The following is a 20,475-nucleotide window of genomic DNA, read 5'->3' on the forward strand; positions in this document are numbered from 1 at the left end:
TAATGCAGCGGTCGGGAGCCCCCCAACCGCGGTTTTTGTGGGGGCCCCGGCCTATCCGGCCGCCGCCCCACTCATATGGCAACCGACCCGCAGCGGCAAGCGGGTCGACGGAACGGCCTAAAGTCGATTCAGTTGCGTTGGTTGAGGGCCCGGGTCAGATCCCGGTTCGCTGTTCGTGCGGCGTCGAGGTCCGCCCGGGCCTCCTCCAATGCGGCGGCCAGCTCGACGTTGTGCTGTTCCAGCCGGGTGATCTGGCGCTGGAGTTCGTCGATGTCGGCGGGGCGCCGAGGCCGGACTCTCGCCAGGCTTGCTCCCCCAGGGCTTCGGAGAGTCGTCTCTCCATTTGCTGGATGCGGGCTGTCAGGCGGGTGTTGCGGGCCTGGGCGTTGGCCAGATCCGCCTGCAGCGAGGTGCGGGTGACCGGCGAGCCGCCGGCCAGGTCGTGGCCGGCGGGTTCACGCTCGGCAGCGTGCACGAGCGCGAGCAGGTCACGGTGCCGGTAGAGGAACGTACGGTCCACTCGGGTCTGGCGGGCGATGCCGGAGACGCTGATCGGGGTGCCGTTCTTCTCAGCGTTCCTGATCGCTGATGAGGACGGTCGAAAATGGCCAGGGCTGCTGGTCGCTCCAGTTCATTCGATGCTCAACGAAGTGGGGATGGTGGGGAGCGATCAGCGGCATGCTGAGTGCTCATGGGTGTCTGGGCGACTGGACCGGCGACGGTTGGTTCTTGGGTTCGGCCTCGCCGCCCCGGGCATAGAAGGACTCGACGCCGCGCCACGGCGACGGACCACCAAGAGCCCGTGCAAGACGTTCCTGGGAACCATCGAGTGAGCGTCGGGCCGCGTTGACGAATCTCAAGTGCCCCTCGTGCAAGGCGGTATGGAACGGCCGGAGCTCCTCGAGATCAGTCGGTTGGCGACCGTGGAAGAGGATGGTGAAGTCCTCGATGACCTCGCAGAGCCGCTCAGCCTCGTCAGCGGCCTCGCGACTGGCCACCAGGCTCAGGGACTGGATTGCTGCATTGAACGGTCCCCACTCGGCCGCAGGTCGGCGCTGTTCGAGGAACGCCTCACGATGCTCCATCTCTATGGCGCCGAACGCCTGCAGAAATCGCTCGTAGGCGGCGGTCCGACTCTCCTGGAGCCACTTCCGGTTCTGGCTGTGCCTTCCGACGACACCGCCCGCGACGACGCCCACGATGGTGGCGGTGACGCCACCCGCGGTGGATATCAAGAGGTCCCATGGGACAGGCACGTCACGTCTCCTTCACGGTGGGCTGCTTGGTCGAGCGCCGCTTGTGTGTTCAGACCTGGACGGCCACGTCTGAACTCACGCCGCTCCTCCGGGCTGGGCGGTTCGAACAGATGTCAGAGATTCTCCACCGATCCTGGTCCGATCGGGCAAGACTTCGTGATGGAGTGTCAGTCCGAGGGTTACTCGATCACCGCCCGGAGCTGGACCCGGCCGACCGCCTTCCCTCCTGCCCGATGCGTGATAGGAGTTCACGCAAGGAGGATTAGAGCCCGGCGACCGTCAGGTCGCCGGGGCCTGGTGATCGGTGAGGGTCAGCTGAAGTCGGCCGCGTGGGTGCGGAGGACTGGCTCGGTCACGGGGTTCTCCGTAGAGGGATGACGTCGGTGCGGAGGTGGGGCATCGTGGGTCGCGCGGCCTCTGGGGTGGCCAGCAACGAGACGATGGTGATCGGCTGTTGGCAGTGCGGGCAGTCCGGGTCTCCCGTCGTCTTCTCCGCTGCCGAGTTCACCGACTTCCGCACCTCCGAGGGGGGACATACAGACGGCTGACACGTGGACGTACGACCTGATCGGGATCTATAGCGGCCGCATCGTAGAGGGCGGTGATTTGGGCATTGTCTGGAAGCGCAGTGCCATCGACGACCTCGTGGAGCGAGGCATCCAACCGGACCGTCGGCTGGTCAGCCCGTTCGATGCGTCGGTGAACATCGATGACCTTTTGAAGCGGTCGCCGGAGTCGACCGCGGGTGACAGCGTGTAGGTGCTTGCAGCCCCGGCTTGACATGAGCAGCCAAGCCGGGGGACCTGGAGCCAACGCCCTATTCGGGCTGGTGGTCCCACAGTGAACCTGCCCGCCCCCCACACAGTGGGCCGGTCCAACCGCGCCAGCGCCACACATGGCGGGGTCGCGGCAGCGGCAACCTGATCCTGGTCCTGGTCAACGTTGAGGCCAATGTCTGTGACAACTCGACCGGCGCCCCACCGACAACGGCCCTGCGCTACCCTCCGAGTCGCCTCGAAAACGACCTTCGAGGCGACGGTGCACTCTGGCGACATATCGGGGGACGATGAAGCGCGTGTTCGGCGGATTGGGACTGGCAGCCCTGGGCCTACTGGGGCTGGTGGTCGGCGGCCGGTTCCTCCCGGTCTTCACCATTCAGCTCGGCCTGACGGCCGGCGTGTTCGGCGAGCACGCCACCTTCCAGGTCGCCGACCACTGCGTCACCCAGACCTTCAAGGTCACAAAGGGCAGCAGCACGGACACCAAGTGTGCCGGGACCATTCACGTGGGTTCCGCGAGCTGGAACCTGACGCTGGACAACCCGCATCCCGCGCCCGATGCCGCCGGGCGGCTGGAGCTGCGGTGCTGGGGGCGTGACTGCGAGCAGCCCAGCGTGGCCTCGGCCCTCGTTTCCCTGCTCTTCGACAGTCTGGCCACGGCCATGGTGGCAGGCGGCCTGCGCGGCCTGTTGCAGACCGTCCGCCTCTGGTGCGGTCCGCGGGCCCTGGCGATCACCCACCCCCGTTGGGGACAACGGGCCAGGCGGGCCTGGGAGGCTCTCTGGCTGGCGCTGGTGGTGACGACCGCCGGGTCCGTGCTGGGGTTCATCGGGCTGTTGTGCCTCGGAGCCCTCCCCTGATTCCCGATGCACCCCGCGAGGTGGGGGCCGACGCTGACCCCTGCGACCTGGCGCACCGGTCCGAAGAGACCTGACCGAAGTACCCCAGAAAGGGGTAGTAGGTGTGGTTCACCCAGCCGCCCCGTCGTTTGGGCCATGAGGTCAGGCCATCTGGCGCTCCAGGCAGTTGCGACCTTGACCGGCAGTGTCACCCTTCGCGACGTGGGCACGGGGGCAGCGTTACACCAAGATCCCTGCTACACCACTCCACGGGACGCCATCGCGCAGACGGCGAGGCCGCTCCGGATGGGCGGGGCGGCCTCGCCGTTCTGGTCACCCCGTTTGGTTGAGTGCCCTGGTCAGCTCGCGGTTCGTCGCTCTAGCGGCCTCCAGATCTTCCTGGGCTTCCTCCAACTTGAGCTTGAGGTCGCCCTTCTGCTGCTCGAGTTGGACGATCCTCTGCTGGAGCTTCTCAACTCCGTCAGCGGTGCCAAGACCGGACTCCCGCCAGATCTGCTCGCCCATCATCTGCGACAGCCGTTGCTCCAGCTGGGTGATCCGACCCATCAGCCGGGAATTGCGCTCATTGGCTGCGGCAAGGTCCGCCATCAACGAGGCCCGTGAGACTCCGGCTCCCGCCACGGCGTCGTCGGCAGGGGCTCGCTCGGCCGTGTGGATCTGCGTCAACAAGTCGCGGTGACGGTAGAGGAACGACGGCTACCGTCCATCCTATGACGTCGTACTGCTTCGCCGCAGGGCAGATCCGCCGCGCCTGAACGCGGCGGCACGTCCCGTTCATCTCCGCCGCGCCCGTGAGCCCCTTCCACTTCAACGGGTATGGAGATCCACCATGTTCACCCCATACCGGGAGCTGGACGCGCTCCTGGACGAGTTCGTCCACGCGGTCCGCGGCATCCTCGGCGACACGTTCGTCGGTGCTTACCTGCAGGGCTCCTTCGCATTGGGCGCCGGAGACCTGCACAGCGACTGCGACTTCATCGTTGCCACTTCCGTCCTGCCCACCAGGGCCACAGAGGCAGAGCTCCGCCGGCTCCACGACGAGATTCCCACCCGTCCGGGCTTCTGGACCAAGCACCTGGAGGGCTCCTACGCGGACACCACGTCCCTGCGCGCCGTCGCCGGGCTCGGAACACCGTGGCTGTTCTGCGACCACGGCCACCGCGAGTTGATCTGGGACGCCCACTGCAACAGCCCGCACACCCGCTGGATCCTCAGGAACCACGGAATCACCCTCGCCGGCCCCCCGGTCACCGACCTCGTCGACGCAGTGCCACCCCAGGCCCTGCGCGAATCGATGCGCGAGATGCTGCCGGGCCTCATGGAAGACCTGCGGACCTGGGCCCGCTTCGACATGGCCTGGAGTCAGCGCTATGCCGTGACCACCTACTGCCGGGCACTGTTCACCCTGCACACCGGCGAGGTGGCCTCCAAGCGCGGCGCACTGGAATGGGCGCGCGAAACCCTTGACCCGCGCTGGCGCCCCCTGCTCACCCAGGTGATCCAGGACCGGGAGCTGGGCTGGGACCCGACCGACCCGCCACGGCCGGGCAGCCTCGAAGCGATGTACGCCTTCGGTGTCTACGCGGAGTCTTTCGCCGGCTGAACGGAGCCGGGCCCGGCCGGACCCCTCCCGTCAGGGACGTGGGCCGGCAGGGCCTGGATCATCACACCGTTGCTCCGCGTGTATTCCCCACAGGCCACTCCCGGTTCACCCTGCACGGCGGGTCAAACTCATCCGACAAGCGGTCAAGATTGCTTATTGGAGGTCAAAGGCTCACAGAACACCCTACTCACTCGTCGCCCTGGTCAGCGCCGGCGCCAAGTCCGAGAACGGCATCCTGGTCGAGCGAGCGGAAGCCGCCGCAGCCTGATCACCCACCACCCGATCCACAACTATTGACAATTGCTCGGATCGCAGTCCTCCGCGCGTGGCGCCGTGACGCAGGTCACGTCAGGCGCAGAACCTGCGCGCCTCATCGGGCGTCTGGCCTGTGTGAGATCACGCAGGAGAGCACTGGACGAACTGGACGAGGAGCGCCTCGTCCGGCTGGTGGCCAGAGGTGACCGCGGGGCGTTCGACGAGTTGTACCGGCGCACGTCGCCGTGGCTGGCGGTGCGGTTGCGCCGCCGCTGCGCGGACGAGCAGATCGTCGCCGAGGTCATGCAGGAGACCTATCTGGCGGTGTGGCGCGCGGCCGGCGCGTTCGCCGGGAGCGCGGTCGGCGGGACGGCCGTCGGGTGGCTGTGGACGATCGCGGCGCGCCGCCTCGTCGACGCGTTCCGGCGCCGTGCCCACCACGCCGAACCGCCGGTCGCCGCCGCCGAGCGGGCGGTGGTGCCCGCGGCGGAGGAGGAGGCACTCGCCGCGACCGTCGGCGGCGAGGTCGGCGACGCGCTGCGGCGACTGGCGCCCGAACTGCGGCAGGTGTTGCAGGCCATGGTGCTCGACGGGCTTTCGGTGCGGGAGACCGCCGTTCTGCTCAGACTGCCCGAAGGCACGGTCAAGACCCGTGCCCGCCGGGCCCGGATCGCGATGCGGGAGGCGCTGTCATGAGCGGGGAACACGCGTCGATGCGGTTGATCGACGACTACGCGCGTGGTGACGCGGCGATGGCCGCGGACACGGTATGGGCGTTGGAGGCCCATCTGGAGACGTGCGCGCTGTGCCGGAGTCACCTGGCGGCCTGTGTCGCCACCGGGGCGCCCGGCATCGCCGCGCTCCTCGACACCGTCCGGGCCGGTCTGGAACCGCAGCTGGACGCGGCCGTCCGGGCGCCCTCGCGGCGACACCGCCCGAGGTGGGTCTCGGCCTGGCTGACGCCGGTCATGGCCCCGTGGTTGGCCATGACCGGCGTCGTCACCCTGATGGCGCTCCTGCTGGACGCGGTCGCGCCGCCGACGTTCTTCGGCGACACCTCCCCCGTGTTGGCGATCGCGCCTGTGCTGCCGCTGTGTGGTGTCGCCGCATCGTGGTCGCGCGGCCTGGACCCGGCGCACGAACTGACGGCCTCGACCGCCCGGGCCGGCCTGCCCCTGCTCCTCAGGCGCACCACGGCGGTTCTCGTGGTGGTCCTCCCCGGGCTCCTGGTGGGGGGATGGCTGACCGGAACGATGACGGCCGCGCAGTGGCTGCTGCCCTCCCTGGCCTTCACCTCCACCACCCTGGCGCTGGGCAGCGTGGTCGGCGTAACCCGCGCCGCCACCGGGCTGCTGGTCACGTGGGGCGCCGTCGCCGTGGTACCCGCGTGGACCACCGGCCACGTCCCCCTCGTCCTGCGGCTCGTCCTGCAGCCGGACCAGCTGCCCGTGTGGGGGCTGCTCCTCGCGCTCGGCATCGGCGCCGTGATCGCCCGCAGAAACGCGTACTCAACGCTGTGAAACCATCATCGACCCTCGAAAGGCACCACCGCATGACGCCCACCACGAGCGCGGCCGACATCGCGCCGAAAACCTACGCCTGGGAGATCCGGGCCAGCGGCCTGCGAGTACGCGTCGGACGCAAGAAGATGGCCGTCGACGGGCTCGACCTCTCCCTGGGCATCGGCACCCACGGCCTCCTGGGGCCCAACGGAGCGGGAAAGACCACCCTGATCCGGACACTGGCCACCGTGCTGCGCCCCACCGAGGGCGAATTGGAGATGCTCGGCACCTCCGTGGGCGGGATGGTCGACCACCGGGCCCTGCGTCGCCGGATCGGCTACCTGCCGCAGGATTTCGGCTACTACAAGCGCTTCACGGTGCGTGAGTTCGTCGAGTACATGGCCTGGTTGAAGGAGGTTCCGAAGGCGGACGTCCCCGGGGCCGTCCAGCGGGCCGTGGAGCGGGTGGGCCTGGCGGACCGCGCCGACCATCGGATGAAGACCCTGTCCGGCGGCATGGTGCGGCGGGCCGGCATCGCCCAGGCCATCGTCAACGACCCCGCGGTGCTGCTGCTGGACGAGCCGACAGTCGGCCTGGACCCGGCGCAGCGACTGCGCTTCCGCGAGCTGCTCCAGGAACTGGGCCGCGACACCTGTGTGGTCGTCTCCACCCACCTGGTCGAGGACGTCGCGGCCGCCTGCTCCGACGTGGTGCTCTTCGCCGAGGGCCGCCTCGTCTTCCAGGGCACGCCGGACGGCCTGGCCGCGGCGGGCGGCCCCGACCACCCGGGCGACAGCCCCCTGGAGCGCGGCTACTCGGCGCTGCTGCGCAACTCCGGTCAGCGGGGAGGCACCTGGTGAACGGACGTGTCCTGCGCATCGAACTGAAGCGCTCCGTCGCCCCGTGGCCCGGCGTCGTCGTGCTGGCGGGCAGCCTGGCGGTCTTCTGTCTGATCGACGGGATCTGGTGGAAGGGCGCCGCGGGGTGGACGGCCCAGTGGACCTCCATGGCCCTGTGGACCCGGTACCTGCTGGGCTTCTGGTGGCCGCTCGTGGTGGGCATGGGAGCGGTGTACGGGCTGCGCGACTCCCGCGCGCGGACGGCCGAACTGCTGACGACCACGCCGCTGCCGGCCTGGCGCCGTGCGGCGCTGCCGGCCGGTGCGATGGCACTGGCGTTGGCGTCGGGCTTCGGCCTCCTCGTCCTGGTGGGCGGAGTCCGGGTGGCGCTCGGCGCCACCACCTACACGAGTCTCAGCTGGCTGCCGATCTCGCTGGTGGCGGCGCTGTCCCTCGTCGCGGGGGCCGTGTTCGGCATGGGCGTCGCCCGGGCCGTTCCCTCCGTGCTCACCCCGCCGGCCCTGACGGTGTTGTTCTTGCTGACGGCCCTCTTCCTGCGGCAGAGCAATGAGGGGGCACTGCCGTCGAGCAGCGCGCCGAACCGGCTCGCCCTGCTGTTCCCGGTGACCGCGGAGCCGCGGGAGATGCTGCTGACCCTGTCCGGCTCCGTGCACCTCGGCCAGACGCTCTGGCTGCTCGGCCTGCTCGCCACCGGACTCGCACTGCTGTCGGCCGCCACCCGCCGGGCCCGGCTGCTCGCGGTGGCCCCCGTCCTGGCCGGCGCGGCCCTGGCCCTGCTGATCCTCCCGGCCGCCGCGCGCGACACCTATGTCGTCGACAAGGCCGCCGCCACCCTGGTGTGCGACGGGCCGGTATGCGTGACGCAGGCAAACCGCTCACACCTGCCCGAACTCGCGCCGCGCGGCAAGGAGGCGCTGCGCGTGCTGCACGACGCCCTCGGTGACGAGGCGCCGAACTCGGTGCGGGAAGACACCGAGCTGCGCGCGCTCGGCGACAACCGCGAACTCTCCGGCGACGTGGTGCTGGTCGACTTCGACGACCCGCTGATCGCCAAGGCGTCAGGCGACGAGCTGACCCGCGTCCTGGTCGCCCAGGGCTTGGCACCGAACTGCGCACCGCGCACCGCTTGGGAGGGCGGGGGGCAGGCCGACATCCCCGCACAGAGCATCGCCGCGAGCTGGGCCCTCGGCTATCACCAGTTCGAACCGCTGCAGAGGCCGGACACCTACGCGTACTCGCAGCGTACGTGGGCGGACGCCGACGCCGCCTGGCAGCGGCTGACGGCCCTGCCGCCCGCCGAGCAGCGCTCGCGGATCGCCCAGGCGCATGCCGCCGCGCTCTCCTGCAAGAACGAAATCGCGGCGCTGACAGGGGAGACATCCGCATGAGATGGCTGATGCTGTACGCGCGTTCACGGCAGGTGCCCACCTCTGCCGCCGCGGTCGCGCTCGTCGCGCTGGCGGTGTGGGCCCTCGACGGTCCGGGATCGGTGGACCTGGGGATCGCGGTCCTGGTCCTCACCGCGAACGTGGCCGCCGCTTCCGTCGGGCTCGGCGGGCAGGATGCCGCGCTGGATCGCACGGCCGCGATCCGGTGGATGCCCCGGCGGGCGGCGCACGTGCTGCTGGCCGGCGCGGTCGCCGGTGCGGCGCTGCTGGCGGTCCAGGCGGCCGGTCCGGAGCTCGCCCCGGCCGCGCTCGTCGTCCGGGACAGCGCGGGCCTGGTCGGCCTGGCCGCGCTCGGGGCGGTGCTGTGCGGGGCACAGTTCGCATGGACCCTGCCGATCGGCTGGCTCGCGTTCACCCTCCTCGTCCCGGTTCCGGCCGGCATCGCGGGAGAGGTGGGCAGCTGGATGATCATTTCCCCCGCCACGACGGCGTCCGCCGCAACCGCGTGGGCCCTGCTGGCGACCGGCACCGTGCTGTACGCCGCAGCAGGCCCGAGACGGTAACGGACACGCCCCGCGCTGAGCGCTTCGGTTGGCGAAGCTCGCCAACCGAAGCGCTCAGCACTGAAGGCCGGGCGTCCGACTCGGCCCTCCTGCACTCAGATGACAGATGGCCGGCAAGCTCAACACAGGTGACAACTTCCACGTCCAGACGGTGACAACTACCGTGCCCAACGGGACGACTGGCCCCGGGTCGTCGAAGGGATCCAGTGGCAACTACCTCGACCGGTCACAGTCGGCGCCGCAGGAGGCTCTCCGCAGACCGGCCTGCGCGTAGCCCGCACCGAACACGGCGATTCGACGGTGCAGTTCCATGATCCGCGGTGAGAACGGGAGCCACCTGATTGGGTGACGCGGGTGCGAGTGTCTGCCAGGAAGAGCCAAGGTTGACCCAGTAGGTCGTGATCCGGGTCCTGACGGTCCGTGTCCCTGACAGACGCGGGGCGGAAGGGCCCGTCCATTTTCGGGGGCGATGGATGCTCACGACCTTCATGAGGGCGCGGCGTCGCTGCTGCCCTGCCGGCCGGGGCCGTAGCCGGGGCTGGTGGGGACCGCTGCTGACCTTTGGTCAGTTGCTCCGAAGGCGTGCGAGCATGGCCGGATGACTGCGAGTTCCCACGAACTGTACGCGCTGCACCGCGTGACGACGCCGGTGCTGGAGATCGCTTACCACCGGGCTGGCGAGCGCCAGCGGAGGACCGATGCTCCGGTGATTCTTCTGCACGGCTTTCCGTACGACGTGCGGGCCTACGACGAGGTGGCGCGGCTGCTCGCGGAGGCCGGCCGGGAGGTGTTGGTGCCGTACCTGCGCGGGTACGGGCCGACCCGGTTCCTGGACGAGGGGGCCGTGCGCAGCGGTCAGCAGGCCGCGCTCGCGCAGGACCTGGTGGAGTTCATGGACGCGCTGGGGATCCAGCGTGCCCTGGTCGCCGGCTATGACTGGGGCGGCCGCGCGGCCTGTGCGGCGGCGGCGCTGTGGCCGGAGCGGATCCACGGCCTGGTCGCGGCGGGCGGCTACACCGTCCAGGACATCGCCCGCGCGATGGAGCCCGCCGTACCGGAGGCGGAGCGCAACCTTTGGTATCAGTACTACTTCCACTCGGAGCGCGGCCGCCAGGGGCTGGAGCGGAACCGTGAGGAGCTGTGCGGGCTGCTCTGGCGGCTCTGGTCTCCGACCTGGCCGCAGGCTGAGGAGGCCTTCGCCGCCTCGGCGGTCAGTCTGCACAACCCGGACTTCGTGGACGTCGCGATTCACTCCTACCGCCACCGCTTCGGCTTGGTCGAAGGCGATCCGCGCTACCAGGACCTGGAGGAGGCGCTGGCCGCTCGGCCGTCGATCGCGGTGCCGACGGTGGTGCTGGTGGGCGAGGAGAACGGCGTCATCCCCGCTGCGGATCAGACCAGCACCGAGCGGTTCAGCGGCCCGTGCGAGGTGCGGACCCTGCCCGGGGTGGGCCACAACGTCCCGCAGGAGGCGCCGGAGGCCTTCGCCGAGGCGATCCTGGGACTGCCCGATTGAGCTTGCTCGATCGGGCCTGCCCGGCCGAGCCCGGCGGTGAGCGGTGCGACCGGCGCCGCTATCCTGCGACATATGATCAACTCGTATGAGGGCCTTGACGATTCCGGCGTCGCGATTGCGGCGGCCCGGGCCGGCGCGAGTGTGGTGCGCGGCATGTACGGCCGGCGGCTCACTCGGATCGACAAGGGCGCGGGGGACTTCGCCACGGCTGCGGACGTCGAGGCGGAGCAGGCGATCCTCGGGGTCATCCGAGCCGCTCGGCCCGATGACTCCGTGCTGGGCGAGGAGGGCGGGCAGCAGGGGGCGGCGCAGTCCGCGCGCCAGTGGCTGGTGGATCCCCTGTGCGGCACCCTCAACTACGCCGTCGGCGGCATGCTGGTGGCCGTCAATGTGGCGCTGCGCGGCGGTGCGGCCGCGGTCGCCGACCCGTTCAGCGGCGAGGTGTTCTTCACCGACGGCGAGACCGCCTGGGTGCGGAGCGAGGGCGCCGACGCCCGACTGGAGCCCACGGCCGCGACCCGGCTCGTGGACGTCAACCTGGACCCTCCCTTCCCCCACGCGGAGACGTTCCGGGCGGTGGACCTGCTGGCCCAACCCGGCTTCGTCGCGGGGTTCCGGCCGCGGGTCGTCTCCACGTCGCTCGCGCTGGCCTGGGTCGCGGCGGGGAAGCGCGCGGCGTACGTCACCGACGGCGGAGACCTGTCCGGGAGCGTGCACTTCGCCGCCGGGATCGCCCTGTGCCGGGCGGCCGGCTGCGTGGTCACCGGGATCGACGGCGGCCCGCTCGGCGAAGCGGGCCGCGGGCTCGTCGTGGCGGCCGACGGCGAGACCCACGAACAGCTGATGTCGATGATCCGTCCCTGAGGTCCCGAGAGCGCGACGCCCCGGCAGGCGTCCCGCCACCCGGTGACCTCCGGTCCGGCGGGGAACGCGGGCGGCTGGTTCGTCCGGACAGTCTGCGGCACCCGTTGTGCCCGGCGCACTACCCGGCGGGCCGGAATCGGCCGCCCGGCACCAGGGTGGGGGCGGCCAGGCCCAGTATGGAGAACGCTTCCCGTCGCGGGAGCAGCAGACCGGTGCAGCCACGAACCGGTGCGGGCACAGACCCGTGCAGCCACAGAAGGAGCGAACCGATGGCCCGTTCCGCAGCGCCCGACTCGCCGCCACGGCGCGTCGCCGTCGTCGGGGCCGGCATGATCGGCCTGTCCACCGCCTGGTTCCTGCAGGAGTTCGGGGTCGAGGTCACCGTGTACGAGCGCGGGCAGGTGGCCGCGGGCGCGTCCTGGGGCAACGCCGGGTGGCTGACCCCGGGCCTGGCGACGCCGCTGCCCGAACCCGCCGTGCTCAAGTACGGCCTGCGCGCGGCGTTCAGCCCGTCCTCGCCGGTCTACGTGCCGCCGAGCGCGGACCCGAGGCTGCTCAGGTTCCTGGCGGGATTCGTCCGGCACAGCACGGCCGGCCGCTGGCAGCGTGCGATGGACGCGCTGGTGCCGATCAACCGCCGGGCCCTGGCCGGATTCGACGCCCTGGCCGCCGGCGGCGTCCAGGCGAGGCCGGTCGAGGCCGGGGCCTTCCTGGCTGCCTACCGTGGTGTGGGGGAGCGCCGGGTGCTGATCGAGGAGATCGAGCACATCCACGGGGCCGGCCAGAAGCTGGAGTACGACCTGCTGAGCGGCGACGAGGCGCGCGCCCTGGTGCCCGCGCTGTCCGGCGAGGTCGGCGCGGCCGTCCGGCTGCACGGCCAGCGCTTCCTCGACCCCGGGCGGTTCGTGTTCGCCCTGGCTGACTCGGTGCGCGGGCGAGGCGGGGACATCCGCACGGGTACGGCCGTCACCGACGTCCGCGACCGTGCCCGCGGCGTCGACGTGCTCGCTGCTGGAAGCGCCCACGAGCCGTACGACGTGGTGGTGCTGGCCGGCGGCGCGTGGCTGGGTGACCTCGGCCGCAGTTTCGGCGTCCGCGCCGTCGTACAGGCCGGCCGAGGTTACAGCTTCAGCGTGCCGGTCGAGCACCTGCCCGCCGACCCGCTGTACTTCCCGGCCCAGCGGGTCGCCTGCACGCCGCTGGGCGAGCGGCTGCGGGTCGCCGGGACGATGGAGTTCCGCAAGCCCGGGGCGCCGTTGGACCGCCGCCGGATCAGGGCCATCGTCGAGGCCGCGCGGCCGATGCTGCGCGGCGCCGATCTGGAGGCGCGCCAGGACGAGTGGGTCGGCTCGCGACCCTGCACCCCGGACGGTCTGCCGTTGATCGGCGCCACCCGCTCACCACGGGTCTTCGCCGCCGGCGGACACGGCATGTGGGGCATGACCCTCGGCCCGGCCACCGGGCAACTGCTCGCCGAGGCGATCGTGACCGGGCGTCGCCCGGCCGAGCTGGGGCCCTTCGATCCGCTGCGCTGACCGAAGGGCCCCAGGACCGCCGCTGGTCAGAAGGCGGAGTTGGCGAACCAGAGGGCCAGCAGCTCGTCGTCCCCGGACAGCTCGACGCGCTCGGCGGTGTGGTCGAGGCGCCGGTACAGCAGGAGCAGCAGGTCGGCGGCGGTGGCCCGGACGGTGGCGTCGGCGGTCGCGTCCGCGCCGTGCGGGTCGAGGCCGAAGCCGTCGGGACGCAGGCGCACCAGCCAGTCGCCGTCGCCGTCGGTGCGGGTGAAGCGGATGGTCCGGTCGTCGCCGCGCAGTTCGGCGGTGCCGGGGGCGAAGAAGGCGGCGAAGGGCAGGTTGGTGAGGAACTCGGCCACACCGTCGGCCGCGACGGCCGGCTCGATGTCGGGGTGGAGGTCGAGCGCGAGTTCGGCGTCGACGCGGTGGACGAGGGTCTCGAACAGCATCCGGCGCACCCAGAACCGGGCGTGCTGGTCGGCGCCCCAGGCCCACATCGGCGCGTCGAGGTCGGTCCGGGTGAAGGTCGAGGCGGCCTGCTCGGCGGCCTCGGCCAGCCAGGCCGGGTACTCCTCGGGCTGTTCGGGCAGTCGCAGGTCGACCTCGCGGCTGCGCGGCGGTTCCTGGATCCGCTGCTGCAGCAGGACGGTGAACCAGCGCTGCACGCTGCCGGCGTGGCGGATGAGGTCGGCGAGGGTCCAGTCCGGGCAGGTCGGCACCGGGAGGGCGGGGTCGGCCTGCCGCACGGAGGCGACGAAGCGGGTGGTCTCGGCGGCGACGGCGGCGCTGTGGTCGAGCGGGGTCATGAACGTGGTCTCCGGGGGTGCGGGTCTCGCGGCGCTTCGGGACGGTCTGCGCGCTCGATGTTTCATGGCGTGAAGCAATTTCCGAGGGCGCACGCTAGGCCTGAAAGGTTGAGCTTGTCAAGTATCTCTGGGGTGCCCCCGGTGATTCCACCCGGTCGGGCCGGATCCCCCGGACTTTCCCGCGCTCCGGGTGTTTCGGACGCCGCACAGCGGACAGTCGCGCTTCGGGGGCTGTCCGCAGGAGGAAGGAGGGCATCGTGGCCCCGAGGAAACCGCCCACAGGGTGGACCGGGGACCTGGACCTCGCGCCCGACGCGCCGCCCGGCAGGTTCACGGTGGAGGTCTCGCCCTGGGCCGAGGGGACCGTCCTCGCCCTGTACGGCGAACTCGACCTCGACTCGGTCGCCGGGCTGCGCGCGGTCCTCGGCACCGCGCTGGCCGTGCCGGCCACCGTCGTGGTGGTCGACTGCGCGGGCCTGGAGTTCTGTGACTCCACTGGGCTCAACACCCTGCTGCGCGCGCAGGCCCGGGCGGCGGTCGACGGCAGCCGGATCGAACTGGCCCGCCCGCGGGCGCTGGTGCTGCGCATGCTCGAACTCACCGGCGCCACCGATGCCTTCCCGATCCGGGACACCCCGCCCGGTTGAGCGCGGCGCGACCGGGCGCGGCCCGATCGAGCGCCCGCGCCGCGGCAGCGCGCAGCGCCTTCGCACGCCCCGGCGTGCGGTGGCAGAGTGGGAGCAGGGCGGCCTACCACCGCCCCTGGCGTCGGCGAGCGCCCCGCGCGCACGCCGTCCGTGACGGATCCGGGCGGTGGGACAGGATGGACGAGAATCCGGTACCCGGCGCGCCGGCCGAGGGCGATCCCGTACCCGGCGCGCCAGTGGCCGCTCCGGCCGAGCAGGCCCTGCGGCAGCTGCTCGCCGGGCTCACAGCCGTGCGCGACGGGGACTTCCGCACCCGGCTCACCCCCGACCGGCCGGGGGTGCTCGGGGAGATCGCCGAGGTCTTCAACGGCATGGCCGACCAGCTGGCCCGGGTGACCGACGAGGTGACCAGGGTGGCCCGCGAGGTCGGCACCGAGGGGCGACTCGGCGGCCAGGCGACCCTCGCGGGCGCCGCCGGGACGTGGCGCGACCTGACCGACTCGGTGAACTCCATGGCGGGCAACCTGACCAGCCAGGTGCGCAACATCTCCCAGGTCGCCACCGCGGTCGCCGAGGGCGACCTCACCCAGAAGATCCGGGTGGACGCGCGTGGGGAGATCCTGGAGCTGAAGGAGACCATCAACACGATGGTCGACCAGCTGTCCGCCTTCGCCGACGAGGTGACCCGGGTGGCCCGGGAGGTCGGCACGGCCGGGAACCTGGGCGGGCAGGCCACCGTCCGGGGCGTCTCCGGCACCTGGAAGGACCTCACCGACAACGTCAACGTGATGGCCTCCAACCTCACCGGCCAGGTCCGCTCGATGTCCGAGGTGGCGACGGCCGTCGCCCGGGGCGACCTCTCCCGGAAGATCACCGTGGAGGCGAAGGGCGAGGTGGCCGCCCTCGCCGACGCGATCAACACCATGGTGGACACCCTCTCGGCCTTCGCCGACGAGGTGACCCGGGTGGCCCGGGAGGTCGGCACCGAGGGCATTCTGGGCGGCCAGGCCCGGGTACCGAACGTCGCCGGGACGTGGAAGGACCTCACCGACCACGTCAACTCCATGGCGGGCAACCTGACCAGCCAGGTGCGCAACATCGCCCAGGTGACCACGGCGGTCGCCGAGGGCGACCTCACCCGCAAGATCGACGTGGACGCGCGCGGGGAGATCCTGGAGCTGAAGACGACGATCAACACCATGGTGGACCAGCTGGGTTCCTTCGCGGCCGAGGTCACCCGGGTCGCGTTGGAGGTCGGCAGCGAGGGGCGTCTCGGCGGCCAGGCCCGGGTCGAGGGCGTGTCCGGCACCTGGAAGCGCCTCACCGAGAACGTCAACGAGCTGGCCGGCAACCTCACCCGGCAGGTCCGGGCGATCGCCGAGGTCACCAGCGCGGTCGCGGCCGGCGACCTGACCCGGTCGATCAGCGTGGACGCCTCCGGCGAGGTCGCCGACCTCAAGGACAACATCAACGCCATGGTCGAGTCGCTGCGCGAGACCACCCTGGCCAACCAGGAACAGGACTGGCTGAAGACCAACCTGGCCCGGTTCTCCGCCGCGATCCAGGCCCGGCGGGACATCCAGGCCGTCGCCGAGATGATCACCGACGAGCTCACGCCGCTGATCGGGGCCCAATACGGCGCGTTCTTCCTCGCCGAGGAGAGCGAGGACGGCCCCGAGCTGGCCCTGATCAGCGCCTACGGCCGCCCCGCCGGGCAGGAGCTCCGGGTGCGGCTGGGGGAGTCCCTGGTCGGCCAGGCCGCCCGCAGCCGGCGGATCATCACCGTCGACGACCTGCCGCCCGGCTACGCCGTCATCGGCTCCGGCGCCGGAGCCGTCGAGACCCGCTCGCTCGTCGTCCTGCCCGTCATGCTGGAGGAATGGCTGCTCGGCGTCATGGAGTTCGCCTCCGTCCACGCGTTCACCCAGGTCCACCGCGACTTCCTGGAACGCTTCGCCGAGACCTGCGGCGTCAACATCGGCACCCTGCTCGCCAACGCCCGCACCGACGAACTGCTCGCCGAATCCCGCCGGCTCACCGCCGAATTCCAGGCACAGTCCGAGGAGTTGCAGGCCGGACAGGAAGAACTGCGGCGTTCCAACGCGGAGTTGGAGGACAAGGCCGCCCTGCTCGCCCAGCGCAACCGGGACATCGAGGCCAAGAACCTGGAGATCGAGCAGGCCCGCCAGGAACTGGAGGAACGCGCCCGGCAGTTGAGCCTCGCCTCGATGTACAAGTCCGAGTTCCTGGCCAACATGAGCCACGAACTGCGCACCCCGCTCAACAGCCTGCTCGTCCTCGCCCAACTGCTCGCCCAGAACTCCGGCGGCAACCTCACCCCCAAACAGGTCGAGTACGCGGGCGTCATCCACTCGGCCGGCACCGACCTGCTCCAGCTCATCAACGACATCCTCGACCTCTCCAAGGTCGAGGCCGGGAAGATGGAGACGGCCCCCGAGCCCTTCCCCGTACGGAAGCTGCTGGAGTACGTCGAATCCGCCTTCCGGCCGCTGGCCGACCAGAAGGGCCTGGCCTTCGAGGCGGTCGTCGACCGGAGCGTCCCGGAGCGGATCGTCACGGACCAGGCGCGGCTGCGCCAGGTGCTGCGCAACCTGCTGTCCAACGCGGTCAAGTTCACCGACACCGGGCGGGTCGAGCTGCGGATCGAGCGCGTCGAGGCCCCGAACCTGCCGCCTGAACTCGGCCGGGCGGAAGCGGCGGTGGCCTTCCACGTCGAGGACACCGGCATCGGCATCGACCCCGACCAACTGGACGCCGTCTTCGGTGCCTTCCAACAGGCCGACGGCTCCACCGCGCGGCGCTTCGGCGGTACCGGCCTCGGCCTGTCGATCAGCCGGGAGCTCGCCCGGCTGCTCGGCGGCACCCTCACCGTCCGCTCCACCGCCGGGCGGGGCAGCCGATTCACCCTCCACCTGCCGCTCGCCGGACCCGAACGCCCGGACGGCGCGGCCGAGACCGAGCCCGCCGTGCTGGTCGTCGAGCCCGACGCACCGGCCCTGCTCACCCTGCTCACCCGGGCCGCCGTGGCCGCCTCGGGCAGCCCCCTCCCGGCCGCGCGGGTGACCAGTGCCGGGGACGCCGCGGAACTGCGCGCCGCGCTGGACGAGGGCCCGTACCGCTGCGCCGTGCTCGACCTGGCGGGCTCCGCCGAGCTCGCACCCGTACTGCTGGACGCCCTGGCGGACGGCCCCCCGGTCCTCGGGTACCGGTCCGGCCACACGCCCGATTCGATCGCCGGGGTGGAGACCACCCGCGGCCTGGACGACCTGAGCGAGCGCGTCGTCCACCTGCTGGGCGGTCGCCGCCCCCACCCCGACCCGGCCACCGGGCAGGCGGGCGCGGCGCTCACCGGACGGACCGCGCTGATCGTCGACGACGACGTCCGCAACGTCTTCGCGCTCGCCGCGGCCCTGGAACAGCACGGCCTGACCGTCCTGCACGCCGCCGACGGCGCCGCCGGACTCGGCCTGCTGCGGGCCCACCCGGAGACCGACCTCGTCCTGATGGACGTGATGATGCCCGGCCTGGACGGCTACGCCGCGATCGCCGCCATCCGGGCCGACGAGCGCTTCGCCCGCCTGCCGGTCATCGCCGTCACCGCCAAGGCCATGCCCGGGGACCAGGACAAGAGCCTCGCCGCCGGAGCCGACGACCACATCACCAAGCCGGTCGACACCACCCACCTGCTCGACCGGATCCGGTACTGGCTGGACCCCTCATGACCGACCGGCTGGACCCCTCATGACCGGCGCGGACGAGCCGTCGGACGGCACCGCCCGGGCCCTCGCGGCGACCGTCCGCCGACTCCAGCGGGACGCCGAGCGGATGCGGGCGGAAGCCCGGGCGCGCTCCACCGTCGACCTCGCCACCGGCATCCTCGCCGAACGCCTGGGGGTGGTTCCCGCCGAGGCCGCCGCCCGCCTCGGCCGACTCGCCCGGGACGCGGGCGTCCCGGTGGTGGCCCTGGCCGCCGACCTCGTCGCCCTCCCCGACGACACCGTCCAACCGCTCGCCGGGGCGCCGTACTGCGGGCCGGCCGTGACACCCGCCCTGGCCGCCATTCCCGACCTGCAGCAGGCCGTCGACGCCGTCCTGGAGCAGACGGGGGAGGTGCTCGGCGTCCGGTCCGTGGCCGTGTGGCAACGGCTGCCCGGGGGCGCCCTGGCGCTGGCCGCGCACGCCGGCCTGTCCGCGGACGACGCGGCCGCGTGGAGCAGGGTGCCGCCGGGTGTCCCGACCCCGGCCCAGCGGGTCGTCGCGGGCGGTGCGGACCTGTGGCCGGGCGACCCCGGCGCGGAGGCGCCGTCGATCGGCGCCGGATCGGCCCGGGCCGTCCTCCCGCTGCTCGACGGCGGCCGTCGACGCGGCGCGCTGGAGGTCCTACAGGCCTTCCCCGCCGCCCCGCTCGGTCCCTCCCAGCGCCGCCAGCTGTACGCCCTCGCCGACCTCTGCGCGACCCTGCTGGGCACCCCGCCGGCCCCGGCCGCACCCGAGGCCGCCGCCGACCTCCTGGACGGGCTGCTCACCCCCGCGCTCCTGCTGGAACCGGTGCTGCGGGACGGGCAGGTGGTCGACTTCACGGTGGTCCGGGCGGCCGCGGGCTTCGAGGACCCGCTCGGCCGCCCCCCGGAGGCGTTGGAGGGCGGCTCGCTGCTGGAGAGCTACCCGACCGCGGTCGGCGGCGGTCTGCTCGAACAGTTGGTGCGGGTGCACCGGACCGGCGCGCCGCTGCCCGCCGAACGCATGCGGCTGGTCTTCCGCGAGGGCGAACGGGCCCTGCCCGCCACCGTCCTGCTCGCCGCCGCCCCGCTCGGCGACCGGCTGCTGCTCGGGTGGCGGCTGGAGTCCGAGCGGGCCGACGAGGCCGAACAGACCGCTCTCCTCGGCCACGCCCAGCGGCTGGCCCGGGTCGCCGGTTTCGAGGAGTTCCCGCAGAGCGGCCGGATCCTGTGGAGCGCCGGCCTGTACGAGCTGTTCGGCCTGCCGCCCGGCACCCCGCCCGTGCCGCTGGCCAGGATCGTCGGGCACGCCCACCAGGACGACGTCCCCGCCGTACGGCGCCTGGTGAGCACCGTCCGGCACGGGCACCGGGCCTCCTCCGCGGTCTTCCGGCTGGCCCGCCCGGACGGCACCCTCCGGCACACCCGGGTGATCGCGGAACCGGTCCTCGACAGCGCGGGCCGGCTCACCGCGATCCGCGGCGCCTACCACGACGTCTCCGCCCAGCACCGGACCGAGGTCGCGCTCGGCGCCACCCGGGCCCGCCTGGCCGACAGCGAGCAGGAGTCGGCCGAGCGCGCCCAGCTGGCGCTGCGGCTCCAGCAGGCCATCCTGCCCGCCGCGCCGCCGCCGCTGGGCGTCACCGGCCTGCACGCGGCCGTTCGCTACCGCCCGGCCGCCCAGCGCGACCGGGTCGGCGGCGACTGGTACGACGTGCTGCCGCTGCCCGACAAACGGGTGCTGCTGGCCGTCGGCGACGTGGCCGGTCACGGCGTCGAGGCGGCCACCGGGATGGTGGCGCTGCGGCACGCCCTGCGCGGCCTCGCCGTCACCGGGGCGGGACCGGCCCGGCTGCTGGAGTGGGCGAACACGGTGGCCCTGCGCGAGCCCGGCCAGGTCACCGCCACCGCCGTCTGCGTCCTGCTGGACCCGGTTGACGGCGCGCTGCGCTGGGCCCGGGCCGGGCACCTGCCGCCGATCCGGCTCGGCCCGGACGGCGCCGAGGTGCTGGCGCTGCCGCACGGCATCCTGCTCGGCGCCCTGGACGACGCCCAGTACGAGGAACACACCGCCCGGCTGGCCCCCGAGGACGTCCTGCTGCTGTACACCGACGGCCTGGTCGAGCGCCGGGACCGCCCGGTCGAGGAGTCCGTCGACCAGCTGATCCGCGACGCCGGCGCCCCCGGACCGGACCTGGAGGGCTACCTCGACCGGCTCCTGGAACTCAGCCCCGCCGACACCGACGACGACACCTGTCTGATCGCCGTCCAGACCGGGTGACCGCCCGGCGTGTCGGACCGGGTGGCTCGGGTAGGCGCGAC

17 protein-coding genes are annotated in these 20,475 nt (G+C 72.2%); 13 read left to right on the top strand and 4 right to left on the bottom strand.

Going from position 1 to position 20,475, the window contains the following annotated elements; translation table 11 throughout:
- Positions 1–154: 154 nt before the first annotated feature.
- The gene (locus ACFVWU_RS27265) at positions 155–520 is read right to left on the bottom strand and encodes a hypothetical protein (protein ID WP_387625777.1); all 366 of its coding nucleotides are present in this window, start codon (positions 518–520) and stop codon (positions 155–157) included.
- Positions 521–689: 169 nt separating this feature from the next.
- Positions 690–1,256 carry a hypothetical protein gene (locus tag ACFVWU_RS27270; protein ID WP_387625779.1) on the bottom strand — a complete coding sequence of 189 codons (567 nt, stop codon included), beginning with the start codon at positions 1,254–1,256 and terminating at the stop codon, positions 690–692.
- Positions 1,257–2,322: 1,066 nt separating this feature from the next.
- Here ACFVWU_RS27270 and ACFVWU_RS27275 point away from each other — a divergent pair.
- Positions 2,323–2,895, top strand: a complete 573-nt coding sequence (locus ACFVWU_RS27275) for a hypothetical protein (protein WP_387625781.1) — start codon at positions 2,323–2,325, stop codon at positions 2,893–2,895.
- 312 nt (positions 2,896–3,207) lie between these two features.
- Here ACFVWU_RS27275 and ACFVWU_RS27280 read toward each other — a convergent pair whose 3' ends face one another.
- A complete protein-coding gene (locus ACFVWU_RS27280) occupies positions 3,208–3,561 on the bottom strand; it encodes a hypothetical protein (RefSeq protein ID WP_387625783.1) in 354 nt (117 codons plus the stop codon).
- 163 nt (positions 3,562–3,724) lie between these two features.
- Between ACFVWU_RS27280 and ACFVWU_RS27285 the strand changes: the two genes are divergently transcribed.
- The 9 genes from ACFVWU_RS27285 to ACFVWU_RS27325 all read left to right on the top strand — a co-directional run bounded on the left by ACFVWU_RS27285 (position 3,725) and on the right by ACFVWU_RS27325 (position 12,981).
- A complete protein-coding gene (locus tag ACFVWU_RS27285) occupies positions 3,725–4,498 on the top strand; it encodes an aminoglycoside adenylyltransferase domain-containing protein (RefSeq protein ID WP_387625785.1) in 774 nt (257 codons plus the stop codon).
- A gap of 390 nt (positions 4,499–4,888) precedes the next feature.
- A complete protein-coding gene (locus ACFVWU_RS27290) occupies positions 4,889–5,449 on the top strand; it encodes an RNA polymerase sigma factor (RefSeq protein WP_387625787.1) in 561 nt (186 codons plus the stop codon).
- The gene (locus ACFVWU_RS27295; RefSeq protein WP_387625789.1) at positions 5,446–6,273 is read left to right on the top strand and encodes a zf-HC2 domain-containing protein; all 828 of its coding nucleotides are present in this window, start codon (positions 5,446–5,448) and stop codon (positions 6,271–6,273) included. The genes ACFVWU_RS27290 and ACFVWU_RS27295 overlap by 4 nt, the downstream gene beginning before the upstream one ends.
- Before the next feature lie 32 nt (positions 6,274–6,305).
- Entirely contained in the window at positions 6,306–7,115 is an 810-nt protein-coding gene (locus tag ACFVWU_RS27300) for an ABC transporter ATP-binding protein (protein ID WP_387625791.1), read from the top strand.
- Entirely contained in the window at positions 7,112–8,503 is a 1,392-nt protein-coding gene (locus ACFVWU_RS27305) for a hypothetical protein (RefSeq protein ID WP_387625793.1), read from the top strand. The genes ACFVWU_RS27300 and ACFVWU_RS27305 overlap by 4 nt, the downstream gene beginning before the upstream one ends.
- Positions 8,500–9,066: a hypothetical protein gene (locus tag ACFVWU_RS27310; RefSeq protein WP_387625795.1), complete on the top strand. Its 567-nt coding sequence runs from the start codon at positions 8,500–8,502 to the stop codon at positions 9,064–9,066. Before ACFVWU_RS27305 ends, ACFVWU_RS27310 begins: the two co-directional genes overlap by 4 nt.
- Before the next feature lie 598 nt (positions 9,067–9,664).
- On the top strand, positions 9,665–10,582 hold the full coding sequence (locus ACFVWU_RS27315; RefSeq protein WP_387625797.1) for an alpha/beta fold hydrolase: 918 nt from the start codon (positions 9,665–9,667) through the stop codon (positions 10,580–10,582).
- Positions 10,583–10,654: 72 nt separating this feature from the next.
- Entirely contained in the window at positions 10,655–11,446 is a 792-nt protein-coding gene (locus tag ACFVWU_RS27320; RefSeq protein ID WP_387625799.1) for an inositol monophosphatase family protein, read from the top strand.
- Between the two features lie 269 nt (positions 11,447–11,715).
- Complete coding sequence (locus ACFVWU_RS27325) at positions 11,716–12,981, top strand: NAD(P)/FAD-dependent oxidoreductase (protein ID WP_387625801.1); 1,266 nt, start codon at positions 11,716–11,718, stop codon at positions 12,979–12,981.
- A gap of 26 nt (positions 12,982–13,007) precedes the next feature.
- Here the strand turns inward: ACFVWU_RS27325 and ACFVWU_RS27330 are convergent, their stop codons facing one another.
- Positions 13,008–13,766 carry a maleylpyruvate isomerase family mycothiol-dependent enzyme gene (locus ACFVWU_RS27330; protein ID WP_387625803.1) on the bottom strand — a complete coding sequence of 253 codons (759 nt, stop codon included), beginning with the start codon at positions 13,764–13,766 and terminating at the stop codon, positions 13,008–13,010.
- Between the two features lie 257 nt (positions 13,767–14,023).
- Here ACFVWU_RS27330 and ACFVWU_RS27335 point away from each other — a divergent pair, with 257 nt between their 5' ends.
- From ACFVWU_RS27335 to ACFVWU_RS27345, 3 genes are all read left to right on the top strand, one after another.
- A complete protein-coding gene (locus ACFVWU_RS27335; RefSeq protein ID WP_387625805.1) occupies positions 14,024–14,413 on the top strand; it encodes an STAS domain-containing protein in 390 nt (129 codons plus the stop codon).
- A 176-nt stretch (positions 14,414–14,589) separates the two neighbouring features.
- Positions 14,590–18,156: a HAMP domain-containing protein gene (locus ACFVWU_RS27340; RefSeq protein WP_387625807.1), complete on the top strand. Its 3,567-nt coding sequence runs from the start codon at positions 14,590–14,592 to the stop codon at positions 18,154–18,156.
- 19 nt (positions 18,157–18,175) lie between these two features.
- Positions 18,176–20,434 (top strand): SpoIIE family protein phosphatase, encoded by a 2,259-nt coding sequence (locus tag ACFVWU_RS27345; RefSeq protein WP_387625809.1) that lies wholly within the window; start codon positions 18,176–18,178, stop codon positions 20,432–20,434.
- Positions 20,435–20,475 lie beyond the last annotated feature (41 nt).

This window comes from Kitasatospora sp. NPDC058190, from assembly GCF_042883685.1.
Classification (GTDB): Bacteria; Actinomycetota; Actinomycetes; order Streptomycetales; family Streptomycetaceae; genus Kitasatospora.